This window comes from Mycolicibacter virginiensis, from assembly GCF_022374935.2.
Lineage (GTDB): Bacteria > Actinomycetota > Actinomycetes > Mycobacteriales > Mycobacteriaceae > Mycobacterium > Mycobacterium virginiense.
This window is the reverse complement of sequence record NZ_CP092430.2, coordinates 3177435-3202116: the sequence shown is the minus strand read 5'-3', so window position 1 is coordinate 3202116 and position 24682 is coordinate 3177435. Positions and strand designations below refer to the sequence as shown.

The window sequence follows — 24682 nt, the reverse complement described above, 5'->3', positions numbered from 1 at the left end:
GACACAAGTTAGCTGAGGCTACACCAAACCTGGCAGTGCGTCTCTAATTAACTGGGAAATATCTGTGCGGACCGTAGGCTCCCGCAAAGCTGATGCCTTCGCTGGCGCCCGAGTATGGTGTCCGGCCGGTCAGGGTGCCAGGCTCGGCAGCCGGTCAATCCCGAACTCGCGCCGCAACAGGGTGCGTGCGGCGTAGTAGCCGGCCATTCCATGCACACCGGCGCCTGGCGGCGTCGCTGCCGAACACAGATACACCCCGGGTATCGCTGTGGCCCAAGGATTTACCCGCGGCGTTGGCCCAGCCAGAGCCCGCCATGCACTGTTGCCTCCAGCGGAGATGTCGCCGCCGACGTAGTTGGCATTGTGGTTTGCCAGCTGGGCTGCGGGAACGGACCGGACCGCGACCACGATGTCGCGGAAGCCGGGGGCGAAACGCTCGATGCCTGCCGTCACGGTCTCGGCCTGGTCGACAGTCGACCCGGCTGGAACGTGGGCATAAGCCCACATTGGCCGCCGTCCGGCGGCGTCGATACGAGAGGGGTCGACCAGATGGGGCAGCGCCGCCAAGATCATCGGCTGCGGTGCGTGCCGGCCCGCGGCGATCACTGCTTCGGCCTGGGCCATCTGTTGGCGGTCGCCCCCGAGATGCAGCGTGGGCGCCTGCGCCAGGCGTGGATCGCTCCACGGCACCTCATCGGAGAGCACGAAGTCGACCTTGGCGGCCGCAGAGCCGAACCGGTAACGGCGCAGTGCCTTCGCATAGCGGGCCGGGAGCGCGTCCCCGTAGATCGCCAGCAGCTCGGTCGGGGCGGTGTCGAACAGCACCACACCGCCGGGCGGTTTTCTCACCGGGTTATCGGTGGCCAGCTGGCCGCCGTGCGCGGTCAGGTCCGCGATGAGTGCATCGGTGATCGCCTGGCTGCCGCCGACCGGAATGGGCCAGCCGACCGTATGGCCAAGCGTCGCCAGCATCATGCCCGCGCCGGCCGAGGTCACCGATGGCAGTCGCGAGATCGTGTGCGCGGCCACCCCGGTGTAGAGGGCGCGGGCATCGTCGCCGGCCAGCGTCACGTTCCAGGCCGGGCCGGCCTGCCCGGCCATCCGCAGACCCAGCCGAGCGACCGTCGCGATCCCGGACGGGACGGACCGCTTGTCGCCCAGCAGAAACCTCACTACAGCTTGGCTGTCGGAGACCAGTGGGCCGAGCAGCCGTCGCCAGGAGGAACCGTCCTCCAACTCTGCGCAGGTGCGGTCCAGGTCTCGGTAGGCGATTGCTGCCGGCCGATGATCTAGCGGATTGCCATAGGAGATCTCCGGCGACGTCAGCTGTACACCGCGGGCGGCAAGGTCGAACTCGCTGAAGAACGGCGATGCCAATCCGAGCGGGTGCACCGCTGAACAGATGTCGTGGGCGACGTCACTGAACTCCGGATCGGCGGCGGTGCGCGCGCCGCCGCCGAACGTGGGCTGGGCTTCCAGCACCTGAACCGACAGGCCGGCGCGGGCACAGATGACGGCGGCGGCCAGGCCGTTGGGTCCACTACCGACGACGGTGACATCCATCCGTCGATAGTAGGGAGCGACCCGCGCTATGCGGCCAAATCGGGGTGCACCCCCAGCACCGGCTGCCGGACACCGCCGTTGTCGAATTCGGGGCACCAAGGCCGATGGCCGCGCTCATCTGGCCACACCAGCTGCAATGCCCGCACACTGGGGCCGTAGAACGCGATTGCCACGTTCATGTGCGCATCCGGATGCTCCACCGCCACTACGGCGATCAGCTGACCGTCGGGTCCCTCGATCCATTCGCCGGGCAGCGGTCGTCCACCCCTCAGCAGATAGCGGGCCACGCCGTTGAGCAACCGGGCCGTTGGCTCCGGCGGCAGGCCCGTCACCAGCAGCTCGGGCAGGCCGTGTTCATGCAAGCCGACCGTGTAAGCGAACGGCGCTCGGTCGCTCTCCACGTATTGCACCGCCCAACCGTGTCTGTCCACCGTGGCGCGAATGGCATCCAGCCACTGCTCGACGGTGCTCTCCGGGTGATCGCATTTCCAGCACATATGTGCACCCCTTCCCTCGGGTCGAATTGACCACAGGGTGCGCCGACGGTCCGACAAGAAATGCGCGAGATCGAACTCAGGTAGGTGAAATGCGCCCGGCTCCGCCGGACTTGCGACCGGCACTGTGCTGATGGTGGCCGGCCCGTCCCCCGCAAGCGGGAGGTGCCCCCAGCGCCCGGCTCCGCCGGACTTGCGACCGGCACTGTGCTGATGGTGGCCGGCCCCCAGCGCCCGGCTCCGCCGGACTTGCGACCGGCCACTAGGCTGTCCGGGTGACTCTGCCCGTGGTTTTGATCGCTGACAAACTCGCCCAATCCACCGTCGCCGCCCTCGGCGACCAGGTCGAGGTTCGCTGGGTGGATGGCCCGGACCGGGAGAAGCTGCTGGCCGCGGTACCGGAAGCCGACGCGCTGCTGGTGCGCTCGGCCACCACCGTCGACGCCGAGGTCCTCGCGGCCGGCACCAAGCTCAAGATCGTGGCGCGCGCCGGGGTCGGCCTGGACAACGTCGACGTCGAGGCTGCCACCGCCCGAGGTGTGCTGGTGGTCAACGCCCCGACCTCGAACATCCACAGCGCCGCCGAGCACGCGATCGCGCTGATGCTCGCCGCCGCCCGCGAGATCCCCGCCGCCGACGCCTCGCTGCACGGCAAGCAGTGGAAGCGGTCGTCGTTCTCCGGCACCGAGATCTACGACCACACCGTCGGCGTGGTCGGCCTGGGACGCATCGGACAGCTGGTCGCCCAGCGGCTGGCCGCGTTCGGCGCCCACATCGTCGCCTACGACCCGTACGTGTCGGCGGCCCGCGCCGCCCAGCTCGGCATCGAGCTGCTCAGCCTCGACGAGTTGCTCGGCCGCGCCGACTTCATCTCCGTGCACCTGCCCAAGACCCCCGAGACCGCGGGTCTCATCGGCAAGGAAAACCTGGCCAAGACCAAGCCTGGGGTGATCATCGTCAACGCGGCCCGCGGCGGGTTGATCGACGAGGCGGCACTGGCCGAGGCGATCACCAGCGGTCATGTCCGGGCCGCCGGCCTGGACGTGTTCGCCACCGAACCGTGCACCGACTCGCCGCTGTTCGACCTGCCGCAGGTGGTGGTGACCCCGCACCTGGGTGCATCGACCGCCGAGGCCCAGGACCGGGCCGGCACCGACGTCGCCAAGAGCGTGAAGCTGGCGCTGGCCGGCGAATTCGTTCCCGACGCAGTCAACGTCGGCGGAGGCGCGGTCAGCGAGGAAGTCGCGCCCTGGCTGGACCTGGTGCGCAAGCTCGGCCTGCTGGCGGGAGCGCTCTCCGACGGGCTGCCGGTGTCGCTGTCGGTGCAGGTGCGTGGCGAGCTGGCCTCCGAAGACGTTGGCGTGCTGCGCTTGTCGGCGTTGCGCGGCCTGTTCTCGGCGGTCATCGAAGACCCGGTGACCTTCGTCAACGCGCCGGCCCTGGCCGCAGAGCGCGGTGTCGACGCCGAGATCGGCACCGCCACCGAAAGCCCCAACCACCGCAGCGTCGTCGAGCTCAAGGCGGTCACCGCCGACGGCTCCACCGTCACGGTTGCCGGCACACTGTCCGGCACCCAGCTGGTGGAGAAGATCGTCGAGATCAACGGCCGGCACTTTGACCTGCGGGCCCAGGGCGTCAACCTGATCATCAACTACTCCGACCAGCCCGGCGCGCTCGGCAAGATCGGCACTCTGCTGGGTTCGGCGGGCATCAACATCCACGCCGCCCAGCTGTCCGAGGACGCCGAAGGCCCTGCGGCGACCGTCCTGCTGCGGGTCGACCGCCAGGTGCCCGCCGACGTGCAGTCGGCGATCACTGCTGCGGTCGGCGCCAACAAGATTGAAGAGGTAGACCTGTCATGAGCCTCAAGCTTGCTGTCATTCCCGGCGACGGGATCGGCCCGGAGGTCATCGCCGAGGCCGTCAAGGTGCTCGACGCGGTGCTGCCGGGCACCGAGAAGACCGAATACGACTTGGGCGCCAAGCGTTATCACGCCACCGGCGAGGTCCTGCCGGACTCGGTGCTGGAGGAGATCCGCGGCCACGACGTGATCCTGCTCGGCGCGATCGGTGACCCGTCGGTGCCGTCGGGTGTGCTGGAGCGCGGCCTGTTGCTGCACGCCCGCTTCGCCCTCGACCACCACGTCAACCTGCGTCCCAGCCGGCTGTACCCGGGCGTGTCCAGCCCGCTGGCCGATCCGCCGGAGATCGACTTCCTGGTGGTGCGCGAAGGAACCGAGGGCCCTTACACCGGCAACGGCGGGGCACTGCGCGTCGGCACGCCCCATGAGGTGGCCACCGAGGTCAGTGTCAACACCGCGTTCGGGGTGGCCCGGGTGGTGCGATTCGCTTTCGAGAAGGCCCGCGCCCGGCGTAAGCACCTGACTCTGGTGCACAAGAACAACGTGCTGGCCTACGCGGGATCGCTGTGGACCCGGACGGTGGCCGAGATCGCCAAGGACTACCCCGACGTCGAGACGGCCTACACCCACGTCGACGCCGCCACCATCTACATGGTCACCGACCCCGGCCGGTTCGACGTGATCGTCAGCGACAACCTGTTCGGCGACATCATCACCGACCTCGCGGGTGCTGTCTGCGGCGGGATCGGGCTGGCGGCCAGCGGCAACATCGACGCCACCGGTGCCAACCCGTCGATGTTCGAGCCGGTGCACGGCAGTGCGCCCGACATCGCCGGGCAGGGCATTGCCGACCCGACCGCGGCGGTGACGTCGGTGGCCATGCTGCTCAACCACATCGGCCAGCACGAGGCCGCGGCTCGAGTCGATGCTGCCGTCGAGCAGCACCTGGCTACCCGCGGTGGGCAGAAGTTGTCGACGGTCGCCACCGGTGACCGGATCCTGGGCCTGCTCTGACGCTGCTCTGGTGATGCGGCCCAATTGGCTTGGGCCGCATCACCGTGGATAACGCGCTGGACTAGCTGAAACTGACGGGCAATCTTGCCGCGAGGTCAGCGGCGGTGGTGCCGAAGGTTTCGCGTGCCCGGATTGTTCCGGTAGCCGTTTCGATGTCGATGATGGCGTGCTCGGTGTAGACCCTGCTGACGCAACGCAGACCGGTCAGCGGGTAGGTGCACGACGGAACCAGTTTGGCGACACCGCCCTTGGTGAACAGATCCATCATCACGAACACCTTCTTGGCTCCGATCGCCAAATCCATCGCTCCTCCGACGGCCGGGATCGCGCCCGGCTCCCCGGTATGCCAGTTGGCCAGGTCACCGTGCTGACTGACCTGTAAGGCTCCCAGCACGCACACGTCGAGGTGCCCGCCGCGCATCATCGCGAAGGAGTCGGCGTGATGGAAGTAGGAGGCGCCGGGCGTCTCGGTCACCGCAATCTTGCCGGCATTGGTGAGGTCGGGGTCGACGTCGTCGCCCCGTGCGGCGGGCCCCATGCCTAGCATGCCGTTTTCGGTGTGCAGTACCACCGCGTCGTCTGGCGACAGGTGCTCGGCGACCAGTGTGGGTTGCCCGATGCCGAGATTGACATAGGAGCCCGCCGGGATGTCCCGGGCGATGACGGCGGCGAGTTCGTCGCGGGTCAGGGGACCGCGATCAACATGCTCTACGGGAAGGGCAGGGGGCCGCGTCACGAGGTCGTCTCCAGGATCCGGTCGACGTAGATACCCGGCGTGACAATCGCTTCGGGATCGAGCTGGCCGGTGTCGACGACACGAGACACTTCAGCGACCGTCAGCGCCGCAGCGGTAGCCATCACCGGGCCGAAGTTGCGGGCGGTCTTGCGATACACCAGATTTCCCGAGCGATCCCCGACGTAGGCGCGGATCAATGCGACATCCGCATGGATGGGATATTCCAGCGCGTAGTCTCGTCCGTCGATGTTCCGTATCTCCTTGCCCTCGGTGAGCAGCGTGCCGACTCCGGTGGGGCAGTAGAACGCTCCGATACCCGCACCGGCAGCGCGAATACGTTCGGCGAGGTTGCCTTGTGGTACCAGTTCCAGTTCGATCTTGCCGGCGCGATACAGGCCGTCGAATACATAGGAATCGGACTGGCGGGGGAACGAACAGATCAGTTTGCGGACCCGCCCGGCGGCCAACAATGCTGCCAGCCCGGTGTCAGCAGTGCCCGCATTGTTGCTGACGATGGTCAGATCGTGAGCTCCCTGGGCGATCAGCGCATCGATCAGCACGGTGGGCAGGCCGGCCAAGCCGAATCCGCCTACCAAAACCGTTGCGCCGTCGGCGACTCCGGATACCGCTTCGGCGGCGGTGTCACAGACCACGGCACGGCTCACCGTTGGTCCTCTGAGCTGTCGTGGTCGGCCAGCACCTGCGCGGCGATACGGAACGCGGTGTTGGCGTCGGGTACACCGCAATAGATGGCGGTCTGCAACAGCACCTCTTTGATCTCGTCGTTGGACAGGCCGTTGCGGCGCGCCGCGCGCAGATGCATGGCGAGCTCCTCATGGTGGCCCCGTGCCACCAGGGCGGTCAGGGTGACGATCGAGCGACTGCGTCGGTCGAGGCCGTCTCGGGCCCAGATGTTGCCCCACGCGTATCGGGTGATCAGGTCCTGAAAGTCGGCGGTGAACTCGGTGGTGCGTGCGATCGTGCGGTCGACGTGTTCGTTGCCCAGAACCTGTCGGCGCACCGACATACCCGCGGTGTAGGCCGGATCGCGCACCATCAGGTGGGCGAGAATGAGGTTGACCGTCGCCTTGGGCGCCTCTGCGGGTGCAAGGTGGCCGACATCGTCGAGCACTACCAGGCGGCCGTGCTGGACACCGGAAGCGATGCGCCCCAGTAACTCCGGGGGAGTAGCTCCATCATGGGAACCGGCGATGGCCAACACCGGTGCAGCGATCTGACCGAGTCGCGCGGTGACATCGAAGTCGGCCAGTGCCTCGCAGGCTTGGGCATACGATTCGTTGTCGGTGCCGCGCAGCGCATCCACCAGTGCTGCGACCAGCCCCGGCGCTCGATCGATGAATCCGGGTGCGAACCAGCGTTGTAGGGAAGCCTCGACGACCGCGTCGGTGCCCGATGTGCGCACGGTTTCCGCGCGTGCGGCCCAGTCCTCGGCTCGGCCGATGGCGGCGCCAGTGCATTGCAGCGTGGCACTCGACACCCGTTCGGGGGCATCGAGCAGCAACTGCAAGCCGACCGCACCACCGATCGAATTGCCGGCGTAATGGAACGCCGCGCGCGGCGCGATCTCGTCCGCCAAGGACAGCACGCCTGCTGCCAGGTCTGGCATCCGGAAGGAAGCTGCCGGACTACGTCCGTGGCCGGGAAGGTCCCACGCGACGACGCGCAGACGCTCGGCGAGTTGTTCAGCGGCTAAGCCCCACAGGGCCGTTGCCGAAGTCCCGAGCGATGGCCCGAGCAGGAGCAGGTCCGCGTTCGGCGGGCCGCCGAAGTCGGTGCCGACCAGCCGCGGCACGCTCATGTTGCCTCCAAGTGGCGGTGCGCGCGTTGCAGCACGGCATCGATGAGATGGCTTGCGGCCCCGGTGTAGTCGCCCCGAGTGGTTTTCCCGGTCAGTTCGGTCATCGCCCGCTGCTCGCCGAGCAGGTCGCCGGCGGCGGCGAGATTCGTCGCGGCGCGATCGGTGTCGATGACCAGTCCGGCCAGCAGATCTGTGGTCTGGGCGGCAGCTACGACGGTATAGCGGCACAAGGTCCGCAGGGCCGCCCATTCGGCGTGCCAGCCGCCGTCGGAACGCTCGTCGATGCTGCCTGCCGACGCGGCGTGCAGGCTGGCAGCCAGCGGCGGTGCCACCAATGCAGTACGGCGGATCAGTACGGACAACACCGGATTGTTCTTGTGGGGCATCGTCGACGAACCGCCGCCGCGGCCCTCGGCCAATTCACCGACCTCGGGCCTGCTGTTCGTCGCAACGTCATTGGCGATGTGGGACCAGGCGTCGCAACATGTCACCAACGCGTCGCCGGCGCGGGTGATGACTGAGCGAGTGGTGTGCCACGGCGGGCCGTCAGCAAGACCAAGGGCTGCGGCCAACCGTCGGGACAGCGTGACCGCATCGGCAGGCGACCCGGCTAGCTCGCTGGCAGCGGCCATAGTTCCCGCGGCGCCGCCGGCCTGCACCGGAAGCTGCGGCAGCGCGGCGACACAGTCGGCGCCGTCCAAAAGTCCGGTCAGCCAGTTGGCAAACTTCATTCCGACTGTGGTGGGCAACGCGGGTTGCGTCAAGGTGCGGGCAAGCATGGGGCTGTCACGGTAGGTAGCGGCCAGGGCGGCCAGGGTGCGTACGTGGGTGCTGAGCTCGTGGCAAACTCGATCCAATGCGTCTCGCAGGCAGAGCATCAGCGCGGTGTCGACGACATCCTGGCTGGTCAGGCCGCGGTGCAGCCAGCGTGCCGGTTCGCCACCGATGCGTTCGCGGAGTAGTTCGAGCAGGCCCGGCACCGGGTTGCCAGTCGTCTCGGCGGCCACGGCCACCGCTTCGACGTCCGCTGCCGAGACCGCCGCGGTCAGCTCGGCCCGTGCCGACACCGGCGCGATCTCGGCGTCGACAAGCGTATCGAGCCAGGCACTTTCGACCCGCAGCATCGCAGCCAGGTATGCCGCGTCGCTGAAGATCGGCCCGGCCCGGTGGTCGCCGGGCCATAACAAGTCGGTCATGGTTGCCCCCGATAGCGCAGGAATACCGTCTCGTCGGTGCCCTGCAGCCTGATGTCGAATCGAAAGCCACCCTCGTCGGGCACCGCGATGAGGGTATGTCGACGCTCAGCCGGCACGGAATTCAGCAAGCGATCTGCATCGAGGTGATCGCCGGGCAGATAGGCCCGGGTGAACAACCGGTTCAGCAGGCCCCGGGCAAACACGGCGACGGTGATGAATGGTGTCGACTGCCGGAGCACACCAGGTTTCACCGTCGTGAAGCTGTAGTGGCCGTTGGCATCTGTTGCGGCGCGTCCCCACCCGCTGAAGGTGTCGCCGTCGCGGCGAAGCGAACTGGACGTTGGCACGCCGCCGCTCGCATCGGCCTGCCAGATCTCCAGCAGCGCGTCGGGAACGGGCGCCCCGGCGCCGTCGGTGACGGTGCCGTGTAGCCCGATAGCGCCGGCCGAGCCAGGGGATACGAGCTCGTTGCCGCGTTCGAACGGCAACGCATAGCCGAAGAACGGGCCGATGGTCTGCCCGGGAGTGGCCGCCAGCTCAGTCATTGCGATCCTCGAACGGCGTTGCGGCTGGGCCGGTGAGCACGATGTCCCACCGGTAGCCGGTGGCCCATTCGTGTCTGGTGGTGTCGTGGTCGTAGGTCGCCACGAGGCGATCACGAGCCTTCTGGTCGGTGATGGACTGATAGATCGGGTCCAACGGGCACAGCGGGTCGCCCGGAAAGTACATCTGAGTGATCATCCGTTGTGTGAAATCAGTTCCGAACAAGGAGAAATGGATGTGCGCGGGTCGCCAGGCGTTGTGGTGGTTGCGCCAGGGGTACGGGCCGGGCTTGATCGTCGTGAAGCGGTAGAACCCGTCTTCGTCGGTCAGGCAGCGCCCCGCTCCGGTGAAATTGGGGTCCAACGGTGCGGGATGCTGGTCGCCCTGATGGATGTATCGCCCGCTGGCGTTGGCCTGCCAGATTTCGACGAGTTGCCGGCGCACCGGCATGCCGTTGCCGTCGACGATCCGCCCGGTCACCACGGTGCGCTCACCGATCGGCGTGCCCGCGTGCTGAGTCGTCAGATCGGCGTCGAGCAGGGCGACGTCGTCTGTGCCGAAACAGGGCGCCTGTAGTTCGGCGGCCTCTGGGTCTGCCAGGAGTAGAGCGTTCTTGGGATGCCGGAGCACGCTGCTGCGGTACGGCGGATAGTCGAGCCTGGGTTGGCTTTCCTCGAGGCCCGCACGCTGGTAATCGGCCTGGATCGCGCCGATTTCGGCGCTGATCTCGGCCTGGCCAGTCATCGCTGCTCCAGCCGGGCCAGTTCATGGCGCCAGGCGGCGTCCGCGGTGAACGCGGGGCCGAGGTCGGGCAGGTCTGCCCAATCTGCCTCGTCGATCGGCTTGCAGGTGCCGCCTGCGCAGCGGACCCGCATTGAGATCGAAGCCAATTGGTCCACGCTGATCGCCTGCAGGACAGCCTGGCGAACCGTGGCAGCGGCACTGGTGATTCCATGACCGCGACAGATCACCACCGGCTTGCCGGCCATGGCGGCAACCATCTCTTTGCCAAGTTCCGCGGTGCGGATCAGCACGGCCCGTGGGTACACCGGGACGCCGCGGCGCGCGAGCCATGCGCCAGGGATGTCGAAGGCCCCGTAGATGGGTTCGATCGTGATGCCCGCCAGGTCGGCGGCCACGACGGCCGGGGGATGCAGGTGGGCCACTGCCCGGTGTTCGGGATGGGCCAGCAGGGTTTCGACGTGGATCGGCAGCTCGTTGGGCACCCGATATCCGTCCAGTTCCCCTGGCACGCCCGGTGTTCCGTCAAAGCGGATGAGTCGAATGTCGTCGGGAGAAGTGAACGCCACGCCGTCGTCGGAGTCGCTGCGGCACCGCACGAGTAGGTGTTGTTCGTCGACTCGGGCACTGATGTGTCCGAGAATGCCGTCCACCAGGCCCCGGGCGGCAGCCACGCGGCAGGCTTGCGCAACCTCGAGTCGCAGCGGCGCCAGATCATCGGCGGTCAAGAGGTTCCCCCGGTAGTCATTCCGAATCCACCGTCGGGATGTGTAGTCCCGGCCGTGATACCGCGGGACCGGTCTGATGCTAAGAAGACGTAGCTCCAGGCGTGGTCCTGGGGAGTGAGAGCCACATTGAGCGGGGTGCGTGCCGCGAGATCGCGTGCCCGGTTGGGGGTGTCGTCCAGCCGGATATGGTCGAGCGACAGGTTCTGCAAGCCGCGCAGGTCGGTGTTCAACGTTCCGCCCGGCGCAACGCCGTTGACCCGGATGCGCGGGGCGAGTTCGTAGGCGAGAGTGCTGACCAGGCCGCGCACGGCGAACTTCGACGCAACGTAAAGCACGCCGCCGCGGCCCGGGTAGAACGATGACGCAGACTCGGTGAGGACGATCGACGACCGTTCCTGGGCTTGAAGCGCTGGGATAGCGGCCTTCACCGACTGCAGCTGACTCAGCACGTTGGTCTTGAACATCTCGTCGAACGCCGGCTCCAGCTCTTCGGTCGAGATATCGGTGATTCCCTTGTAGAAGTCGAAAATCCCAACGCAATTGACCAGCGTGTCCAGGCCACCGAAAGCCGCAACGGCGGCAGCGACAGCGCGCTCGTTTGCCTCAAAGGTCGTTGCGTCGCCCTGTGTCACCGGAACTCCCGGCAACTCAGTTGCCAACGCAGCGCATTTCGACCGATCGCGTTCCAACACCGCGACCTGGGCCCCCTCGTCGAGATAAGCGTCGACGACTGCTCGGCCGATGCCCGAGCCGGCGCCGACGACGAGCGCCCGCTTTCCGTCCAGCCATCGCGTCACGGCAGATCACTGTCGTCCGAGAGGAGCGGTTGATGCATGTTGCCGACCATCGCCGCCAGAGTGTAGGCGTTCTGCCAGGTCAATGCTTCAAGTTCCAGGGCGTCGAGACTGATCCATTGCCCCGACTTCGGCGACGTGATCAGCAGCCGCGACCCGTTGCGGGTGTCGACCCGGTGCAGCGTCACTTCGGTGAACTCGTTGGCGATGGTTATGGCGTCACCGACCGCGTTGGCCATCAGGTCGTCGAGTGCGCTCACAGGAAGACCGCCAGGTTCTGCATACGCAGGACCGACTCATCGACATAGATGGTGCGCCGCGCCAACTTCCATTGGTCGTCTGTGCGTCGCAGCAGGTCTTCACGGCCGCAGGAGACGAACGCCGCCTCGTTCACGTCGCCGCGGCTGCGGAAGAGCAGCTCGGCTGACTCGACGATCAGGTGCTGGTCATCATCGCAGGCAAAGGTGCGAACGTTGGTGATGTGGTGACGCAGCCGTGACGGCGGATCTTCGGTCCAGGCGTGCTCGGTCGCAAAGCGTGCGACGCGCCGGTTCAATGAGTATTTGTTCTCGTCGAAATGGGCCATGCCGGGCGACGTGTCGAATCCAGCGCCCGAGGCGGTGGTCACCCGGACGGGCATGAAGTAATGGATGTCCTCGGTGAGGGTATCGAGCCATTCGGTGTACTGCTGTGCGTCGAGCAGATACGCCTCGTCCACCAAGAACTGATGCGCCTGCAGGTGTCGGGCGTCGTTGAACGGCAAGGGCTTACCGATGCGAACCTTCGTGGGCGCATGGTCACCCAGAACCGCCAGATCCCACGGTCCGCCGGCACCTTTCGGTCGGGCAAACCCGGGCCGCTGACTTTTCTCGGCGGATGTCATACCCGGGCCTCCTCGCAGGCTGTCTCGCATGCCGACGTGCCGTTGGTCTGCACCAGGGGGGTGATTCCGTCGCGCTGTGTTCCCATCGCCGCGGTGTCCGTCGCTACCGGAGCCATCTGGAGGTGATCGGCCCACATCCGAAGGATCGCCCGCTGATTGTTCTCGTTGTAGCCGACTTGAGCGGCGCCTGGGCCATGGAACAGCTCCGGTGGCAATGCGTTGACCACCGGGGTGTCGTCGGCGAGCAGCCCCATCCGTCCGTTGAGCAACAGTTGACGGGCCATGGAGCCGGCAGCGGTGTTGGTCAGCGACACCCAGTTCTCCACGTCATCCTGTTCGAACATGCCCGTGGAGCCAAAGCACATCAGGTAGGCCTTGTAGGAGTCCTTCTTGAACTGTTCGGGGGCGGCCGCGTCGACCGCGAACCACGAGTACACCTCGGTTTCGTTTTCGCTGATCGGCTGCCAGGTACGAATCGATATGAACGGCAACACATCTTCGCTGTCTTGAATCTTCGGCCAGTTGTGCACCAGGCTCATGTTGGGAAAGCACGATGCCGCCGAGATCATGAAGCCGTCGTCGGCGACCATGCGCTGGTGGTCGGCAGTCCACACGTCCTTGATTCGCCCCACCATCTCGTCGGGGTAGCCGACGTAGCGCATCCGTTCCTCGAAACTGCCGGGCGGCAGCTTGTAGGTCGTACCGCCGCCGCAGGTCGCCCAGTACGTCGCACCGTCTTTGCGCTTCTGCGCCTTCGGTTCCCGAAACAGCCCGATGTCGACGACGGAGGCGTGGGTATGCGGGGTGTGATACATGTCCCCGGCGAAGTTCTCGACGCCGATCTTCCAGTTCGCTTTGATGCGCCACCGTTGCGGGCCGCGCACCTCGAGGCCGCTGCGGCTCTGCTTGGTGTAGAAGTCGAGATAGAACTTGAAGTCGCCGAGAAACTCTTCGAGCGGGGGAGCCTGCGGGTCAAGGCTGATGAAGATCAGCCCGTTGTAGCTGGCGAGGCTCGGTGCCGGCAACAGGGTCTGGCCTCGCTTGGAAAAGCCGGCCTCGCCGCCATAGGCCTCTTGGTGGAAGGGCAGGCCGGTGATGCGTCCATCGTTGCGATACGACCAGCCGTGGTAGGGGCAGCGGAAATTGGAGGCGTTGCCCATCTCGGCGCGGCAGATCTGCATCCCGCGATGCAGGCACATGTTGAACATGGCCCGCACGTCGCCCTTGGAGTCGCGCGCAATGATGAAGGAGTCGTTGAGCAGGCGTCGCACGACGTAGTCGCCGTCTTGGGGGATCTCCGACTCATGCGCCACGAACATCCAGGCACGACGGAAGAGCCGCTCCTTCTCGAGTTCGAAGATCCCGGCGTCGTTGTAGATGTGCGCTGGGATCATTCCCCGCCTGACCTCATCGAGGACATGCCGGTGATCACTCATCGATGCGTCTCCAGTCTTAGCAGCAATGTCTGGTATGCAGAAAAATTCCCTGGGGCGTTGGGAAAACTCTGCCAGGATCAGGGTTTGCGGGTCAACAATACTGAGTAGCATCTCTGCTATGCAGAATGACGAGCCTATTTGGCCACCCGGCGAAGCGGCCCCGGATCGGGGCGTGCCGCAGTATCCGATCGGCTCGGTGGATAGGGCGCTGAAGCTTCTGCTGTTGCTGGGGGAGCAGCCGCAGATCCGTTTGACCGACGCGGCGAATCACTTGGGCGTCGCATCCTCCACCGCTCACCGTCTGTTGGCGATGCTGCAGTATCGGGGATTCGTACGCCAGGATCCGGCGTCCAAGGCGTATCACCCCGGGCCGGCGCTGATGAGCGTGGCGTTTTCGGTGTTCAACCGCACCGATATCGAAGGAGCGGCAAAACCGGTACTGCTGCGCCTGAGCGAACGTCTCAATGAGTCGGTGCATCTGGGCGTACTTGAGGGCTCAGGCGTTCGTTTTATCGCGGCCGCCGAGGGGCAGACCGCGGTGCGGGTCGCCTCACGGCTGGGACGCACCATGCCGGCGCACTGCACCTCGACCGGCAAGGCGCTGCTGGCGCGCCTATCTGATGCCGACATCGCCCGCCTGTATCCCGACGAAGAGCTGCAGCGGGTGACGGCATATTCGGTCGCCACCAGGACGGAGCTGCAACGTGAGCTCGGTCGAATACGAGAACAGGGCTACGCGGTGAATCGGGAGGGCAGTGAGGACGGCGTCGCCTCGGTCGCGGTGCCGATTCCCACGCGTGCACCGGGCGTGCTGCTGGCGCTCAATGCCGCAGCGCCCGTGCACCGTCTGAGCAGTTCGCAGTACCGAGGGGTGGCAGCTGTGCTGGTCGAGGCGGCCAACGAGATAGGCGCGCAGATCGGCTAGGCGCTACGACGGGGCCAAGAGCAGCTGCGCCCGCCGCGCCAACAGGCGACGTACCGCATCGTCCATGTGTTCATCGATCAGTCGGATCGTCAGGTCTTCGTCGCCGGCACCGATCGCCTTGCGCAGCACGACATGTTCGGTGACCTGCTCGCGCAGGTCGGGGTAGGCCTCTTCAAGTTCGCCGAGCAGGATTCGAGTCTCCGAAAGCAGGGTCCGCATCGCGCGGTGCAGTCGTGGACTGCCGGCACACTCGACCAGCACCTCATGGAACGCCTGGTCGGCGTCGGCCGCCGCGGTGCCGTCGCCGTGGGCGGCGGCCACCCGCAGGGCCTCCACGGGGCCACGCAACCGCGCCGCCGCGCCGCGGGGGTCACCGCGGAGCACTTCGATCACCGCGGCGCGTTCGATGGCCTTGCGGGCCTGATACACGTCGCGCACGTCGTCATCGGTGAGCTCGACGACGAAGATGCCCCGGTTGCGTTCGCTGCGCAGCAACCCCTCGGCCACCAGCCGCTGCATCGCCTCACGCACCGGCCCACGCGACACCGCAAACTGCGCGGCCAGACTCGCTTCGCCGAGTTGCTGACCCGGCAACAGCCGCCCACGGGTGATCGCCTCCCGCAGTCGTTCGGCGATCAGCTCGGCCGTCGAGGCCCGGCTCAGCGGTTCGAACCCGGGATCGTGTGAGATTGTCATCGCCCATCCTCGAACAATGCGCCCAGCCCGGTGGTCCGCCGGGTTATCCCGGCGATGCGCAAACCTTCCCACACCGTCACCGCATTGGCTGTCAGTACCGGCTTGCCGAGCAGTTGCTCGAGTTCGTCGACCAGATCGACGGTGTGCATGGCGGTGTCGGGAATCAACAGAGCGTCTGCCCGGGGAGAATCATTTCGAACCGCCAACTCCCGGACCTGACTCGGCGTCAGCCGACCCACTTGTGCGGCGGTGGGGATGCCGGCATCGCCCATGGTTTCGACGGTGACGCCGTGGGCGGCAACGAAGTTCACGAACAGCTCAGCGATATCGCGCGGATAGCTGGCCGCGACCGCGACGTGGTGGCAATCGAGCGCGGCCAGCGCGTGCACGAACGCGAACGAGGTGCTCGAGGCGGGGGCGCCCGCTTCCGCCGCCAGCTGCTCGACCTGCTCGGCCGCGCCCGTAGGCCCGAACACGAAGCTGCCCGATGTGCACGCCCAGACCACCGCGGCGGGACGCTGCGGCGCCAGCAGCGCGGCCCCGCGGGCGAGTTTGTCAGGGCTGCCGAGATCCATCAGCTCTGGTACGGCATGCAGGTCGGTGCCGTAGATATGCACCACGGGCAGGTGCATGTCCAGTAGGCGGGCGGCGCGCGGGTAGTCGGACTCGGCGGCGTGGTCGGGATAGATGAACCCGACGGTGGGTTGCGCGGCGGTCATTGCGGGGCTCCGGTGAAGACGTCGCGGAGCCACCGGCCTGGGCCCATCATCGGCAGCTCCATCCGGCCCAGGCACGCCCACATCGTGAGTTGGTTGGCCGTGAGGATCGGTTTGCCCAGCATCTGCTCCAGCGGCGCGACGATGTCGTAGGTACGCAGGTTGGTGCAGCTGACGAAGATGGCCTGCGACTCGGGGCGATCCGCAGCCAGGATCCGTTCGGCCACGGTGCGGTAGTTGACTTTCCAGATCCCCCCGCCCAGCCCCAGGTGATCCGAGTGCAGCACGGACACCCCGAGCTGATTCAAGAACACCCGCAGCAGGTCGGTCAGCTCCTCGTCGTAGGGGGTCAGCACGCTGATCCGCGAGATATCCAGCGCGATAATCGCTTCGGCCAGTGCTCCCGACGTGGTGACCGCCGTCTTGGCGCCGGCGGCTTCGATCGCAGAGACCAACGTCTTCTCGTATTCGACGCCGTGGATGAAGCTGCCCGACGAGCACAGATAGGCAACCACCTCCGGTTCGACGTGCAGCACGTCTCGGGTCGCGGCCTGCAGGTGGTGGGTGTCAGACACCAGCTCGGCCATGGCCCGGCTGACCGGAACCGGTTCGTAGTGAGTACGGGCCAGGTGCAGCGTCACCTCGGCAGGGATCCAGCGCCACAGTTCGCGTTCGATAGCCAGATCGAACGGCGCGATGATGCCGACACCGCGCTGATCGACCGGCCCGTCGAAGTCCGGTAACTCCGGAAACTGGGACAGATCCATGGGTTTCCCCATACCGACGTTCCACCCCCAGGCCAGCCCTGGATTGTTGACAATCATACGATCTGTTTTTACGGTGTCAATGTGGACGCGCGGCCGGTGGTGACCGTCCAGCACGGTGAGTCGGTTCCCGCCCAACTCGATTCGATTAGCGCAGACGCGGAGCTGCGCATGGTTCCGTCGTCGCGGCTGGCCGACGGGATTGTCGGCGCCGACGTGCTGTTTCTATATGATTTCTCTTCTCCTGCACTGGAATCGGTGTGGTCTTCCGCCGAGGCGTTGCGGTGGGTACAAGTCGCCGCGATCGGCGTGGACGCCGTGCTGTTCGACGGGCTGATCGACAGCGATGTCGTGGTCACCAATTCGCGCGGCATCTTCGAGGAACCCATTGCCGAATATGTGCTGGGGCAGATCCTGGCCTTCGCCAAGGACTTCCGGCGCTCCGGGGACGCGCAGCGTCTCCACCGGTGGGAGCACTTCGACAGTGAGCCGATCGCCGGTGCGTCGGTCACGATCGTCGGGCCGGGGCCGGTGGGCCGGGCCATCTCCCGGTTGCTGCGGGCCGTGGGCATGTCGGTACGTGGTGTGGGTCGCCGCGCGCGCGAGGACCCCGACTTCGGCTCGATCACCACCGACATGCTCACCGCAGTCACCGATGCCGACTATGTGGTGCTGGCCGCGCCATTGACACCGCAGACCCGGGGCATGGTCGATGCCGGCGTTCTTGACGCGATGCGGCCCTCGGCGCGGCTGATCAACGTGGGGCGCGGCGAGCTGGTGGACACCGGCGCTCTGGTGGCGGCGCTGCAGGGCGGCGTCATCGCCGGCGCGGCCCTCGATGTCGTCGACCCAGAGCCGCTCCCGGCCGATCATCCGCTGTGGAGTGCGCCCAACGTCAGCCTGACGCCGCATAACAGCGGTGATATCCGGGGTTGGCGGAACCTGTTGCAGCAGCAGTTCATCGCAAACTTCAGGCGGTATGTCGCTGGGCAGCCACTGCACAACGTCGTCGATAAGCAGATGATCCGGTACGCATCCAGTGGAACCGGCTGAGGGGGCTGAGATGACCGAGCCGACCGAACTGACCGCCCTGCAACTGGTTGCCGCCTATACCTCCGGCGAGCTCTCTCCGGTGGAAGCCACCGCGGCCGCGCTCGCCGCGATCAGTGAACGCGACGGCGAGGTCAACGCCTTCTGCCTGGTCGACGAAGAGACTGCGCTGTCGGAAGCCCGCAAGTCCGAGGTCCGCTGGGGCGGCAACTACACCAAGGGCCTGCTCGACGGGGTGCCGATCGCGATCAAAGACGTCTTTCACACGGCCGGTTGGCCGACTTTGCGGGGATCGCTGCTCGCCGACGCGGCGGGGCCATGGCCCGACGACAGCCCAGCGGTGGACAAGATCCGCAACGACGGCATGGTGTTGCTCGGTAAGACAACCACTCCGGAACTGGCGTGGAAAGGCGTCACCGACAGCCCGCGCACCGGTATCACCCGCAACCCCGCCGACACCAGTCGCACCGCGGGTGGCTCCTCGGGCGGCAGCGCCGCCGCGGTTGCCGCCGGAATGGCGCCCTTGGCTATCGGCACCGACGGTGGCGGAAGTATCCGGATTCCCGCGAGCTTCTGTGGTGTGGTCGGCTTCAAACCCACTCATGGACGAGTGCCGATGTATCCGATCAGTCCGTTCGGGCCGCTGGCGCACGCCGGCCCGATAACCCGGACCGTCGAAGACGCCGCGGTGCTGATGGACATCATCGCGCTGCCGGACTTTCGCGACCCCACATCATTGCCGGCGACTTTGACGACCTACCGCGGCGAAGTCCGGCGCGACGTGGTCGGTCTCGACGTCGCCTACTCGCCGACTCTGGGATATGTCGACGTCGACCCGCAGGTCGAGTCCGCGGTGGCGGAGGCGGTTCAGGCGCTGGCCGACGCGGGATTGAACGTCCTGGCGGCCGATCCCGGCTTCGCCGATCCGATCGACGCGTTCGAGGTGCTGTGGGCAACCGGGGCAGCGGGCAGCCTGCGTGGCCGGGAAATCGACCGCGGGCTGGTCGACCCCGGGCTGGCTGACATGTGGGATCGGGGGACGGCGGTTTCCGGCGTCGACTATCTGGCCGCCCGCCAAGTCAGTGTGGATCTGGGAGTGGCCATGGGGCGCTTCCACGAACGGCACAACCTGCTGATCACGCCGACCGTTCCGATTGCGGCCTTCACCGCCGGCCACGACGTGCCAGTCGAATCCGATATGCGGTGGTGGGCGCAGTGGACGCCTTTCACATACCCGTTCAACATGACTCAACAGCCGGCGCTGAGCATCCCGATCGGCACCACATCGGATGGGCTGCCGATCGGCATGCAGATCATCGGGCCCCGGCACAGCGACGATCTGGTGTTGGCGGCGGGTCTGTTCGCCGAGCGGGTCTTTGCCTGACCGGTCGGTCACGCCTTTGCTAGGCCCTTGTGAAGGCCAACTGTTCGCCGACCGCGCCGGCCATCCACAAGTCGTTGCATGCGGCGGCCATCTCGGTCAGGCCGTCCTCGATTGTGGCGAAGACATTGCCGGGCACCCACCCGACGTCGCCGTTGATGAGCAAGTTGTTGCGGCCGTAGAAGATCGCTAGGTCCGTGGCGCCCAGCGGTGAATTCGCTTGGCCGTCTTTGTCATAACCGTAGGCGGGGTTGCCGATGTCGCCGGCATCGAAGTCGAAGAAGCAGACGTCGCCGGGGATCGGCGTGACCGTGGTGTTCTCCCGGCCCGGCGTGCCCAACGGCGGCAAGAGCGTGTAGACCTCGTTGCGGGCGTACTTGCCGTGAAAGGCCTGCCCGGCGACGGGTAACGCCTCCCAGACCACGGCGCAGGTAAGGGGCGCCTGCTCGTCGAGCAGTCGCGCCCGGCAAGAAACCCCACGTCCGGTCAGCGTGATGGACAGGAAACGTGCCACAGCGGTCCCTTTCCTCCCCGGCCGGTTCTAGACCGGATCGAAGACGCGGCTGGCAATGAATGTCGGTCGCGGAACGGCAGCGCCGAACGGCTCCACCAGGGCGTTGTCCACGCTGTTGTAGACAATGAAGACGTTCGAGCGCGCGTACGGCGTGATGTTGCTGCTCGAGCCGTGCATGCAGTTGCTGTCGAAGAACACCGCAGACCCGGCCGGGCCGGTGATCTGACGAATCCCGTGTTGATCGGCCAGCCAGGTCAGGCTCGCATCGTCGGGCGTGCCGATCTCCTGCTGCTTGAGCGACGAGCGGTAGTGATCCGGCGGGGTCTGGCCCGGGCACGACACGAACCAACGATGCGAGCCGGGCATGATCATCAGCGACCCGTTGCTGTCCAGGTTCTCGGTGAGGGCCACCGAGACGCTGACCGCGCGCGGGGTGGGCATGCCGTCTTCGGCATGCCAGGTCTCAAAATCGGAGTGCCAGTAGAACTCTCGGCCATTGAACCCCGGCTTGAAGTTGACCCGGCTCTGGTGCACATAGACATCGGATCCGAGCAGTTGACGGGCCGGTCCCACCAGGCGCGGGTCGGCGACCAGCGCGGCGAACGCCGGGCTGATCCGGTGCACCTCGAAGATGGACCGGATCTGGCCGCTGTCGCGCTCGCAGATCGAACGCTCGTCTGCGGCCAGCGCGGCGTCGGCCCGCAGGCGGTCAAGTTCGTTACGCAGGTCCGCCACCACGTCGGTGTCTACCAGGGTGTCGACGGCCAGAAATCCGTCGGCGTCGAACTGCGCGACACGGTCCGGGCTCAACGGGCCGCCGTTGAGCCCGGTAGTCCAGACCACCGGGTCGTGCCGGGGTTCGATACCGATCGTGACGTTGTTGCGCGTGGGGTAGCGGTCGGTGAGGGTTTCGGCCAGAGGAGGAGTCACGATGCCGTCTCCTGTGGTTGTTCAGTGAGCAGGGGGTACGCGCCGGTGTCGTCGTGCACCTCCTGCCCGGTGACCGGCGGATCGAATACGCACACCATGCGCAGGTCGGTGTGGGCGATGACCCGGTGGTGCTCGTGACCGTCGAGCAGGTACAGCGTGCCGTCATGCAGCGGGTGTACCTCGCCGGTCTCGTCGTTGATCAGCTCGCCTTCGCCGCCCACGCAGTACACCGCCTCAACGTGGTTGGCGTACCACATCGACGTTTCAGTTCCGGCGTACAGGCAGGTCTCGTGCATCGAGAACCGCTGTCCGTCGCGGGCCAGCAGCAGTCGCTGGCTGTTCCACGTCTTGGACTGGACGTCGCGGTCGGTGCCCTTGATCTCGGCGAGGGTACGGACGATCATCGGCTGGCTCCTGAGGTGGTTGCGGTGAGTTCGCGGGCGGCGACGGCTTCGATCGACTTGGCGGCGATCATCAGACCTTCGGCCAGGTCGTCATCGTCAATGACCAACGGCGGCATCATTTTTACGACCTCGCCCTCAGGACCAGAGGTCTCCAACAGCAGGCCGCGCTCGAAGGCTTCGCGGCATACCGCGCTTGCCAGCTCGGGGCGTTCGAAGGCCACACCGCGAATCAGCCCACGGCCCCGGGTGGTGACGCCGGGGATCGGGTCCACCACTTCGGTCAGCGCCTGTTCGATCAGTTCGCCCTTGCGCAGCACGGACTTCTCCAGACGGTTGTCGGTCCAGAAGTTCAGCGCCGCCGCGGCGGTCACGAATGATGGGTTCTGGCCGCGGAATGTGCCGTTGTGCTCGCCCGGCTCCCACACATCCAGTTCGGGCTTGAGCAGCGTCAATGCCATCGGAAGCCCGTACCCGCTGATCGACTTGGACAAGCAGACGATGTCGGGAACGATGCCGGCCGCCTCGAAGCTGAAGAAGGGCCCGGTGCGCCCGCAGCCCATCTGGACGTCATCGACGATCAGCAGCAGGTTGTGGCGCTGGCACAGATCGGACAGGCCGCGCAACCATTCCAGGCGGGCCACATTGATTCCGCCTTCACCCTGAACGGTCTCGACGATCACCCCCGCCGGCTCATTCAGGCCGCTGCCGCTGTCATCGAGCAGGCGCTCGAACCAGATGAAGTCGGGCACTACGCCATCGAGGTAGTTGTCATAGGGCATCGGCGTGGCGTGCACCAGCGGGATCCCGGCGCCGCCGCGCTTCATCGAGTTGCCGGTGACACTCAGCGAACCCAGCGTCATGCCGTGAAATGCGTTGGTAAAGCTGATGATGCTCTCGCGGCCAGTGACCTTGCGCACCAGTTTCAGAGCCGATTCCACCGCGTTGGTCCCAGTGGGGCCCGGAAACTGCACCTTGTAGTCGAGCTCGCGAGGTTTGAGGATCACGTCGTTGAAGCGCTCCAGGAACTCGGCCTTCGCGACGGTGTTCATGTCGAGGCTGTGCACCACTCGATCCGAGCTCAGGTATTCGAGCAGCGGCGCCCTCAGATCCGGGTGGTTGTGGCCGTAGTTGAGCGCTCCGGCGCCGGCAAAGAAGTCCAGATACTCCTTGCCGTTGACATCCCACATCCGGGAGCCGCTGGCCCGGTCGAACGTCACCGGCCACGACCGGCAATAACTTCGTACTTCGGATTCCAGGGTTTCGAAAATCGTCATAGTTCCTCCGTCCGTCGGTCACATACAACGGAACGGAACGACAGGTCGACATCAAACTCGTGCCGCGGGTGATCTCGGCTCGACCCACCACCCCGCTCGTATGCCCCCGGCCTAGGTCTGTCGGGGCTCACGTTTGCGCGTTCGTGACCTTACCGAGACCATTTTGTGATCTCAACCTTGCCACGCCCTCACTGGCGACGTGGGTGTACCCGAAGCGGTCCGATGCGAAACAGTTCTTCTGCCAGATGAGATTCGGCGAACAAATCCGCTCCGAACAGCACGGAACACTCCAGTGATGCGTCCCATCGGCGGGCGAAGGCGCTGAAGAGCCGTCGGCTGGCGTCGTTGTCCGGTGTGATCGAGGTCTCAAGATGGGTAACGCCTTGAGTGACCTGCGTAGTCGCCAGGTGATCGAGCATCCGGCCGGCCAGGCCGGCTCCCCGGTGGGCCGCGTTGACTGCCACCTGCCAGACCATCAGGGTCTGTGGCTGCTCGGGACGCCGATAGCCGGTGACATAGCCGCCCGGGACTCCGTCGACCTCGGCAACTACCGAGGTAGAGGCGAAATCGCGGCACCAAAGCAGGTAGGCGTAAGGCGAATTGACGTCGAGAGTGGCGCTGTCGACCGCCATCTGCCATAGGGCCTGGCCGTCCGCCACAGTTGGTGTCCGAAGCCGGACATGATCCGTATCCGTCATCGTTTCGACGGTACTTGCCGGCGGGCTCAGGGTTGCGCTGGCGTATCGGGCGGCGGCCCGGGCGGCACTCGGAGGGTCCGCAGCGCTTCGAGCACCGAGCGGCCTTCTGGCTCGGCGCTGACCGGTACCAAACGCATGGCGGCCAGGGGGAACAGTCCGCACAGCGCGAAGGCCACCGGGTAGCCGGCGGCGCCGATCAGCGCACCGAAGAGCGGGGGAGCGATGCCGGCGGTCAGCCGCTGGGTGGTGTTCTGGATGCCCAGCGCGCGCCCGCTCCAGTACGGGCCGGCGATTTCGGCGACTGCTGTCGATGCCAATCCGTTGTCCAGCACGGTGATAACCGCTGCGATGACCATCGTCGCTTCGGCGAGACGGGAGTGCAGATAGTCGGCGGTGCCCAGCGCCAGCATCGCCAGCGCCCCGGCGACGGCGAGGCTGCGAATCGGCCGCAGCCGCGAGCGCACCCGGTCGGACCACCGACCGGCCGCCACTCGCCCGGCGGCGCCGAGCAACTGCGACACCGTCACCAGACCGCCTGCGGCGGCGATCGACCAGTCGGTGTCCACGATCAGCCACACCAGCATGAATGTGGCGAGCACGCACTGCGGAACCATCAACAGAGCCGAAGACAAGTGGATGCGCCACAGCACCTTTGAATCGCTGTAGGGGCTGGCCAGTTCGGTGCCGGAGGCCGCCGATCGTGGCCTGCGCGGTGGATCGACGACACCGATCGCGCACGCCACCGCCGCAACGGCGCACAGCGTTGCCGGGAACATCAGCGCCCGTGCCAGCCCGTGCTCGGCCAGCTCGGGAATCACCTCGGCCCCCAACGCGATGCCCAGCGGCTGGGCGGTCTGGCGGATACCCATCACCAGTCCGCGCTGGTGAGGCGGGAACCAGCCGGTCACCAACCGCCCGCTGGCGCTGTTGGCACTGGCGGCGGCCATACCTCCGAGAAACAGGAATGCGCCGACGCCGACCAGCGACTCCATCGATGCCGCCGCGAACGTGGCCAGCGCGGTCAACGCCGAACCCACGCTCAACACGATCCGCTCGCCGATGCGGTCCAACAGCGCTCCCCAGGCGAACAGGGTCAGCACCATTCCGAAGCTGGGCATGGAGGCCAGCAGGCCGGCCATTGCCAGGTTGGTTTCCCTCTTGGTCTCCAACATGGGGATGACGAAGGCGATGCCGTTGATGAAGACGAATGAACACAGCGTCGCCATCAGAGCGACGACCACGACCGACCAGCGAGCGGCTTTCCCGATCGGCTCGGTGGACATCCGACCATGTTTCCACAGGCCCACCTACCCGGTAGGCGACCTGAGCCGATTGGTGGCGACCCATCCTCCGCAAGCGGGTGGGCACCCACCGTAGGTAGGGGAGTGCCCCCAGCGCCCGGCTCCGCCGCGCTTGTGATCGGCTTGTGTTGGTTGATGGCGACCCACTGCGCTCGGCTCCGCCGCGCTTGTGATCGGCTTGTGTTGGTTGATGGCGACCCACTGCGCCCGGCTCCGCCGCG

General features: G+C 66.5%; 27 protein-coding genes. 5 read left to right on the top strand and 22 right to left on the bottom strand.

The features are described from left to right. Positions 1 to 129: 129 nt before the first annotated feature. The gene (locus tag MJO54_RS15545) at positions 130 to 1563 is read right to left on the bottom strand and encodes a phytoene desaturase family protein (RefSeq protein WP_105295276.1); all 1434 of its coding nucleotides are present in this window, start codon (positions 1561 to 1563) and stop codon (positions 130 to 132) included. A gap of 26 nt (positions 1564 to 1589) precedes the next feature. Further along, positions 1590 to 2060, bottom strand: a complete 471-nt coding sequence (locus MJO54_RS15540; RefSeq protein WP_046284690.1) for a DUF4262 domain-containing protein — start codon at positions 2058 to 2060, stop codon at positions 1590 to 1592. 272 nt (positions 2061 to 2332) lie between these two features. On the opposite strand from MJO54_RS15540, the gene serA reads away from it, so the two are divergent. Continuing rightward, on the top strand, positions 2333 to 3919 hold the full coding sequence (gene serA / locus MJO54_RS15535; RefSeq protein WP_046284689.1) for a phosphoglycerate dehydrogenase: 1587 nt from the start codon (positions 2333 to 2335) through the stop codon (positions 3917 to 3919). Then, on the top strand, positions 3916 to 4932 hold the full coding sequence (locus MJO54_RS15530) for a 3-isopropylmalate dehydrogenase (RefSeq protein WP_046284688.1): 1017 nt from the start codon (positions 3916 to 3918) through the stop codon (positions 4930 to 4932). Before serA ends, MJO54_RS15530 begins: the two co-directional genes overlap by 4 nt. Positions 4933 to 4993: 61 nt before the next feature. On the opposite strand, the gene MJO54_RS15525 is transcribed toward MJO54_RS15530, so the two are convergent. The 11 genes from MJO54_RS15525 to MJO54_RS15475 are packed head-to-tail and all read right to left on the bottom strand — an operon-like array spanning position 4994 to position 13808. Next, complete coding sequence (locus MJO54_RS15525) at positions 4994 to 5668, bottom strand: 3-oxoacid CoA-transferase subunit B (protein ID WP_046284687.1); 675 nt, start codon at positions 5666 to 5668, stop codon at positions 4994 to 4996. Continuing rightward, the gene (locus MJO54_RS15520; RefSeq protein WP_046284686.1) at positions 5665 to 6333 is read right to left on the bottom strand and encodes a 3-oxoacid CoA-transferase subunit A; all 669 of its coding nucleotides are present in this window, start codon (positions 6331 to 6333) and stop codon (positions 5665 to 5667) included. Before MJO54_RS15520 ends, MJO54_RS15525 begins: the two co-directional genes overlap by 4 nt. Next, positions 6330 to 7487 carry a bifunctional 3-oxoadipate enol-lactonase/4-carboxymuconolactone decarboxylase PcaDC gene (gene pcaDC / locus MJO54_RS15515; protein ID WP_046284685.1) on the bottom strand — a complete coding sequence of 386 codons (1158 nt, stop codon included), beginning with the start codon at positions 7485 to 7487 and terminating at the stop codon, positions 6330 to 6332. The genes MJO54_RS15520 and pcaDC overlap by 4 nt, the downstream gene beginning before the upstream one ends. Next, positions 7484 to 8683, bottom strand: coding sequence for a 3-carboxy-cis,cis-muconate cycloisomerase (gene pcaB, locus MJO54_RS15510; RefSeq protein WP_046284684.1), 1200 nt, complete (start codon positions 8681 to 8683; stop codon positions 7484 to 7486). The genes pcaDC and pcaB overlap by 4 nt, the downstream gene beginning before the upstream one ends. Then, positions 8680 to 9228: a protocatechuate 3,4-dioxygenase subunit alpha gene (pcaG, locus tag MJO54_RS15505; protein WP_046284683.1), complete on the bottom strand. Its 549-nt coding sequence runs from the start codon at positions 9226 to 9228 to the stop codon at positions 8680 to 8682. Before pcaG ends, pcaB begins: the two co-directional genes overlap by 4 nt. Next, complete coding sequence (gene pcaH / locus MJO54_RS15500; RefSeq protein ID WP_046284682.1) at positions 9221 to 9970, bottom strand: protocatechuate 3,4-dioxygenase subunit beta; 750 nt, start codon at positions 9968 to 9970, stop codon at positions 9221 to 9223. Before pcaH ends, pcaG begins: the two co-directional genes overlap by 8 nt. Continuing rightward, positions 9967 to 10695, bottom strand: coding sequence for a 3,4-dihydroxyphthalate decarboxylase (phtC, locus tag MJO54_RS15495; RefSeq protein WP_046284681.1), 729 nt, complete (start codon positions 10693 to 10695; stop codon positions 9967 to 9969). Before phtC ends, pcaH begins: the two co-directional genes overlap by 4 nt. Next, positions 10692 to 11492, bottom strand: a complete 801-nt coding sequence (gene hcaB, locus MJO54_RS15490) for a 3-(cis-5,6-dihydroxycyclohexa-1,3-dien-1-yl)propanoate dehydrogenase (RefSeq protein ID WP_046284680.1) — start codon at positions 11490 to 11492, stop codon at positions 10692 to 10694. The genes phtC and hcaB overlap by 4 nt, the downstream gene beginning before the upstream one ends. Beyond that, positions 11489 to 11728 carry a hypothetical protein gene (locus MJO54_RS15485; RefSeq protein WP_046284700.1) on the bottom strand — a complete coding sequence of 80 codons (240 nt, stop codon included), beginning with the start codon at positions 11726 to 11728 and terminating at the stop codon, positions 11489 to 11491. The genes hcaB and MJO54_RS15485 overlap by 4 nt, the downstream gene beginning before the upstream one ends. Positions 11729 to 11745: 17 nt before the next feature. Then, on the bottom strand, positions 11746 to 12372 hold the full coding sequence (locus tag MJO54_RS15480) for a 3-phenylpropionate/cinnamic acid dioxygenase subunit beta (RefSeq protein ID WP_082108276.1): 627 nt from the start codon (positions 12370 to 12372) through the stop codon (positions 11746 to 11748). Further along, positions 12369 to 13808 (bottom strand): aromatic ring-hydroxylating dioxygenase subunit alpha, encoded by a 1440-nt coding sequence (locus MJO54_RS15475; RefSeq protein WP_046284679.1) that lies wholly within the window; start codon positions 13806 to 13808, stop codon positions 12369 to 12371. Before MJO54_RS15475 ends, MJO54_RS15480 begins: the two co-directional genes overlap by 4 nt. Before the next feature lie 118 nt (positions 13809 to 13926). On the opposite strand from MJO54_RS15475, the gene MJO54_RS15470 reads away from it, so the two are divergent. Further along, on the top strand, positions 13927 to 14733 hold the full coding sequence (locus tag MJO54_RS15470; protein ID WP_046284678.1) for an IclR family transcriptional regulator: 807 nt from the start codon (positions 13927 to 13929) through the stop codon (positions 14731 to 14733). 3 nt (positions 14734 to 14736) lie between these two features. Here the strand turns inward: MJO54_RS15470 and MJO54_RS15465 are convergent, their stop codons facing one another. Genes MJO54_RS15465 through MJO54_RS15455 form a run of 3 tightly spaced genes read right to left on the bottom strand, consistent with a single transcriptional unit; the run spans position 14737 to position 16912 of the window. Beyond that, on the bottom strand, positions 14737 to 15429 hold the full coding sequence (locus MJO54_RS15465) for a GntR family transcriptional regulator (protein ID WP_046284677.1): 693 nt from the start codon (positions 15427 to 15429) through the stop codon (positions 14737 to 14739). Next, positions 15426 to 16148 (bottom strand): maleate cis-trans isomerase family protein, encoded by a 723-nt coding sequence (locus MJO54_RS15460; protein ID WP_046284676.1) that lies wholly within the window; start codon positions 16146 to 16148, stop codon positions 15426 to 15428. The genes MJO54_RS15465 and MJO54_RS15460 overlap by 4 nt, the downstream gene beginning before the upstream one ends. Next, positions 16145 to 16912, bottom strand: coding sequence for a maleate cis-trans isomerase family protein (locus MJO54_RS15455; RefSeq protein ID WP_046284698.1), 768 nt, complete (start codon positions 16910 to 16912; stop codon positions 16145 to 16147). The genes MJO54_RS15460 and MJO54_RS15455 overlap by 4 nt, the downstream gene beginning before the upstream one ends. 81 nt (positions 16913 to 16993) lie before the next feature. Between MJO54_RS15455 and MJO54_RS15450 the strand changes: the two genes are divergently transcribed. Together MJO54_RS15450 and MJO54_RS15445 are read left to right on the top strand one after the other, a co-directional pair. After that, entirely contained in the window at positions 16994 to 17962 is a 969-nt protein-coding gene (locus MJO54_RS15450; protein WP_046284675.1) for a D-2-hydroxyacid dehydrogenase, read from the top strand. Positions 17963 to 17972: 10 nt separating this feature from the next. Continuing rightward, a complete protein-coding gene (locus MJO54_RS15445; protein WP_046284697.1) occupies positions 17973 to 19343 on the top strand; it encodes an amidase in 1371 nt (456 codons plus the stop codon). A 19-nt stretch (positions 19344 to 19362) separates the two neighbouring features. Here the strand turns inward: MJO54_RS15445 and MJO54_RS15440 are convergent, their stop codons facing one another. The 6 genes from MJO54_RS15440 to MJO54_RS15415 all read right to left on the bottom strand — a co-directional run bounded on the left by MJO54_RS15440 (position 19363) and on the right by MJO54_RS15415 (position 24443). Then, entirely contained in the window at positions 19363 to 19854 is a 492-nt protein-coding gene (locus MJO54_RS15440; RefSeq protein WP_046284674.1) for a DUF3830 family protein, read from the bottom strand. A gap of 27 nt (positions 19855 to 19881) precedes the next feature. Further along, positions 19882 to 20772 carry an ectoine hydroxylase gene (thpD, locus tag MJO54_RS15435; protein WP_046284696.1) on the bottom strand — a complete coding sequence of 297 codons (891 nt, stop codon included), beginning with the start codon at positions 20770 to 20772 and terminating at the stop codon, positions 19882 to 19884. An 8-nt stretch (positions 20773 to 20780) separates the two neighbouring features. Then, positions 20781 to 21188, bottom strand: coding sequence for an ectoine synthase (locus MJO54_RS15430; protein WP_046284673.1), 408 nt, complete (start codon positions 21186 to 21188; stop codon positions 20781 to 20783). Then, positions 21185 to 22462, bottom strand: coding sequence for a diaminobutyrate--2-oxoglutarate transaminase (gene ectB / locus MJO54_RS15425; protein WP_046284672.1), 1278 nt, complete (start codon positions 22460 to 22462; stop codon positions 21185 to 21187). Before ectB ends, MJO54_RS15430 begins: the two co-directional genes overlap by 4 nt. A 188-nt stretch (positions 22463 to 22650) precedes the next feature. Then, the gene (ectA, locus tag MJO54_RS15420; RefSeq protein ID WP_046284671.1) at positions 22651 to 23160 is read right to left on the bottom strand and encodes a diaminobutyrate acetyltransferase; all 510 of its coding nucleotides are present in this window, start codon (positions 23158 to 23160) and stop codon (positions 22651 to 22653) included. A 26-nt stretch (positions 23161 to 23186) separates the two neighbouring features. Then, entirely contained in the window at positions 23187 to 24443 is a 1257-nt protein-coding gene (locus MJO54_RS15415; RefSeq protein ID WP_046284670.1) for an MFS transporter, read from the bottom strand. Positions 24444 to 24682: the final 239 nt, after the last annotated feature.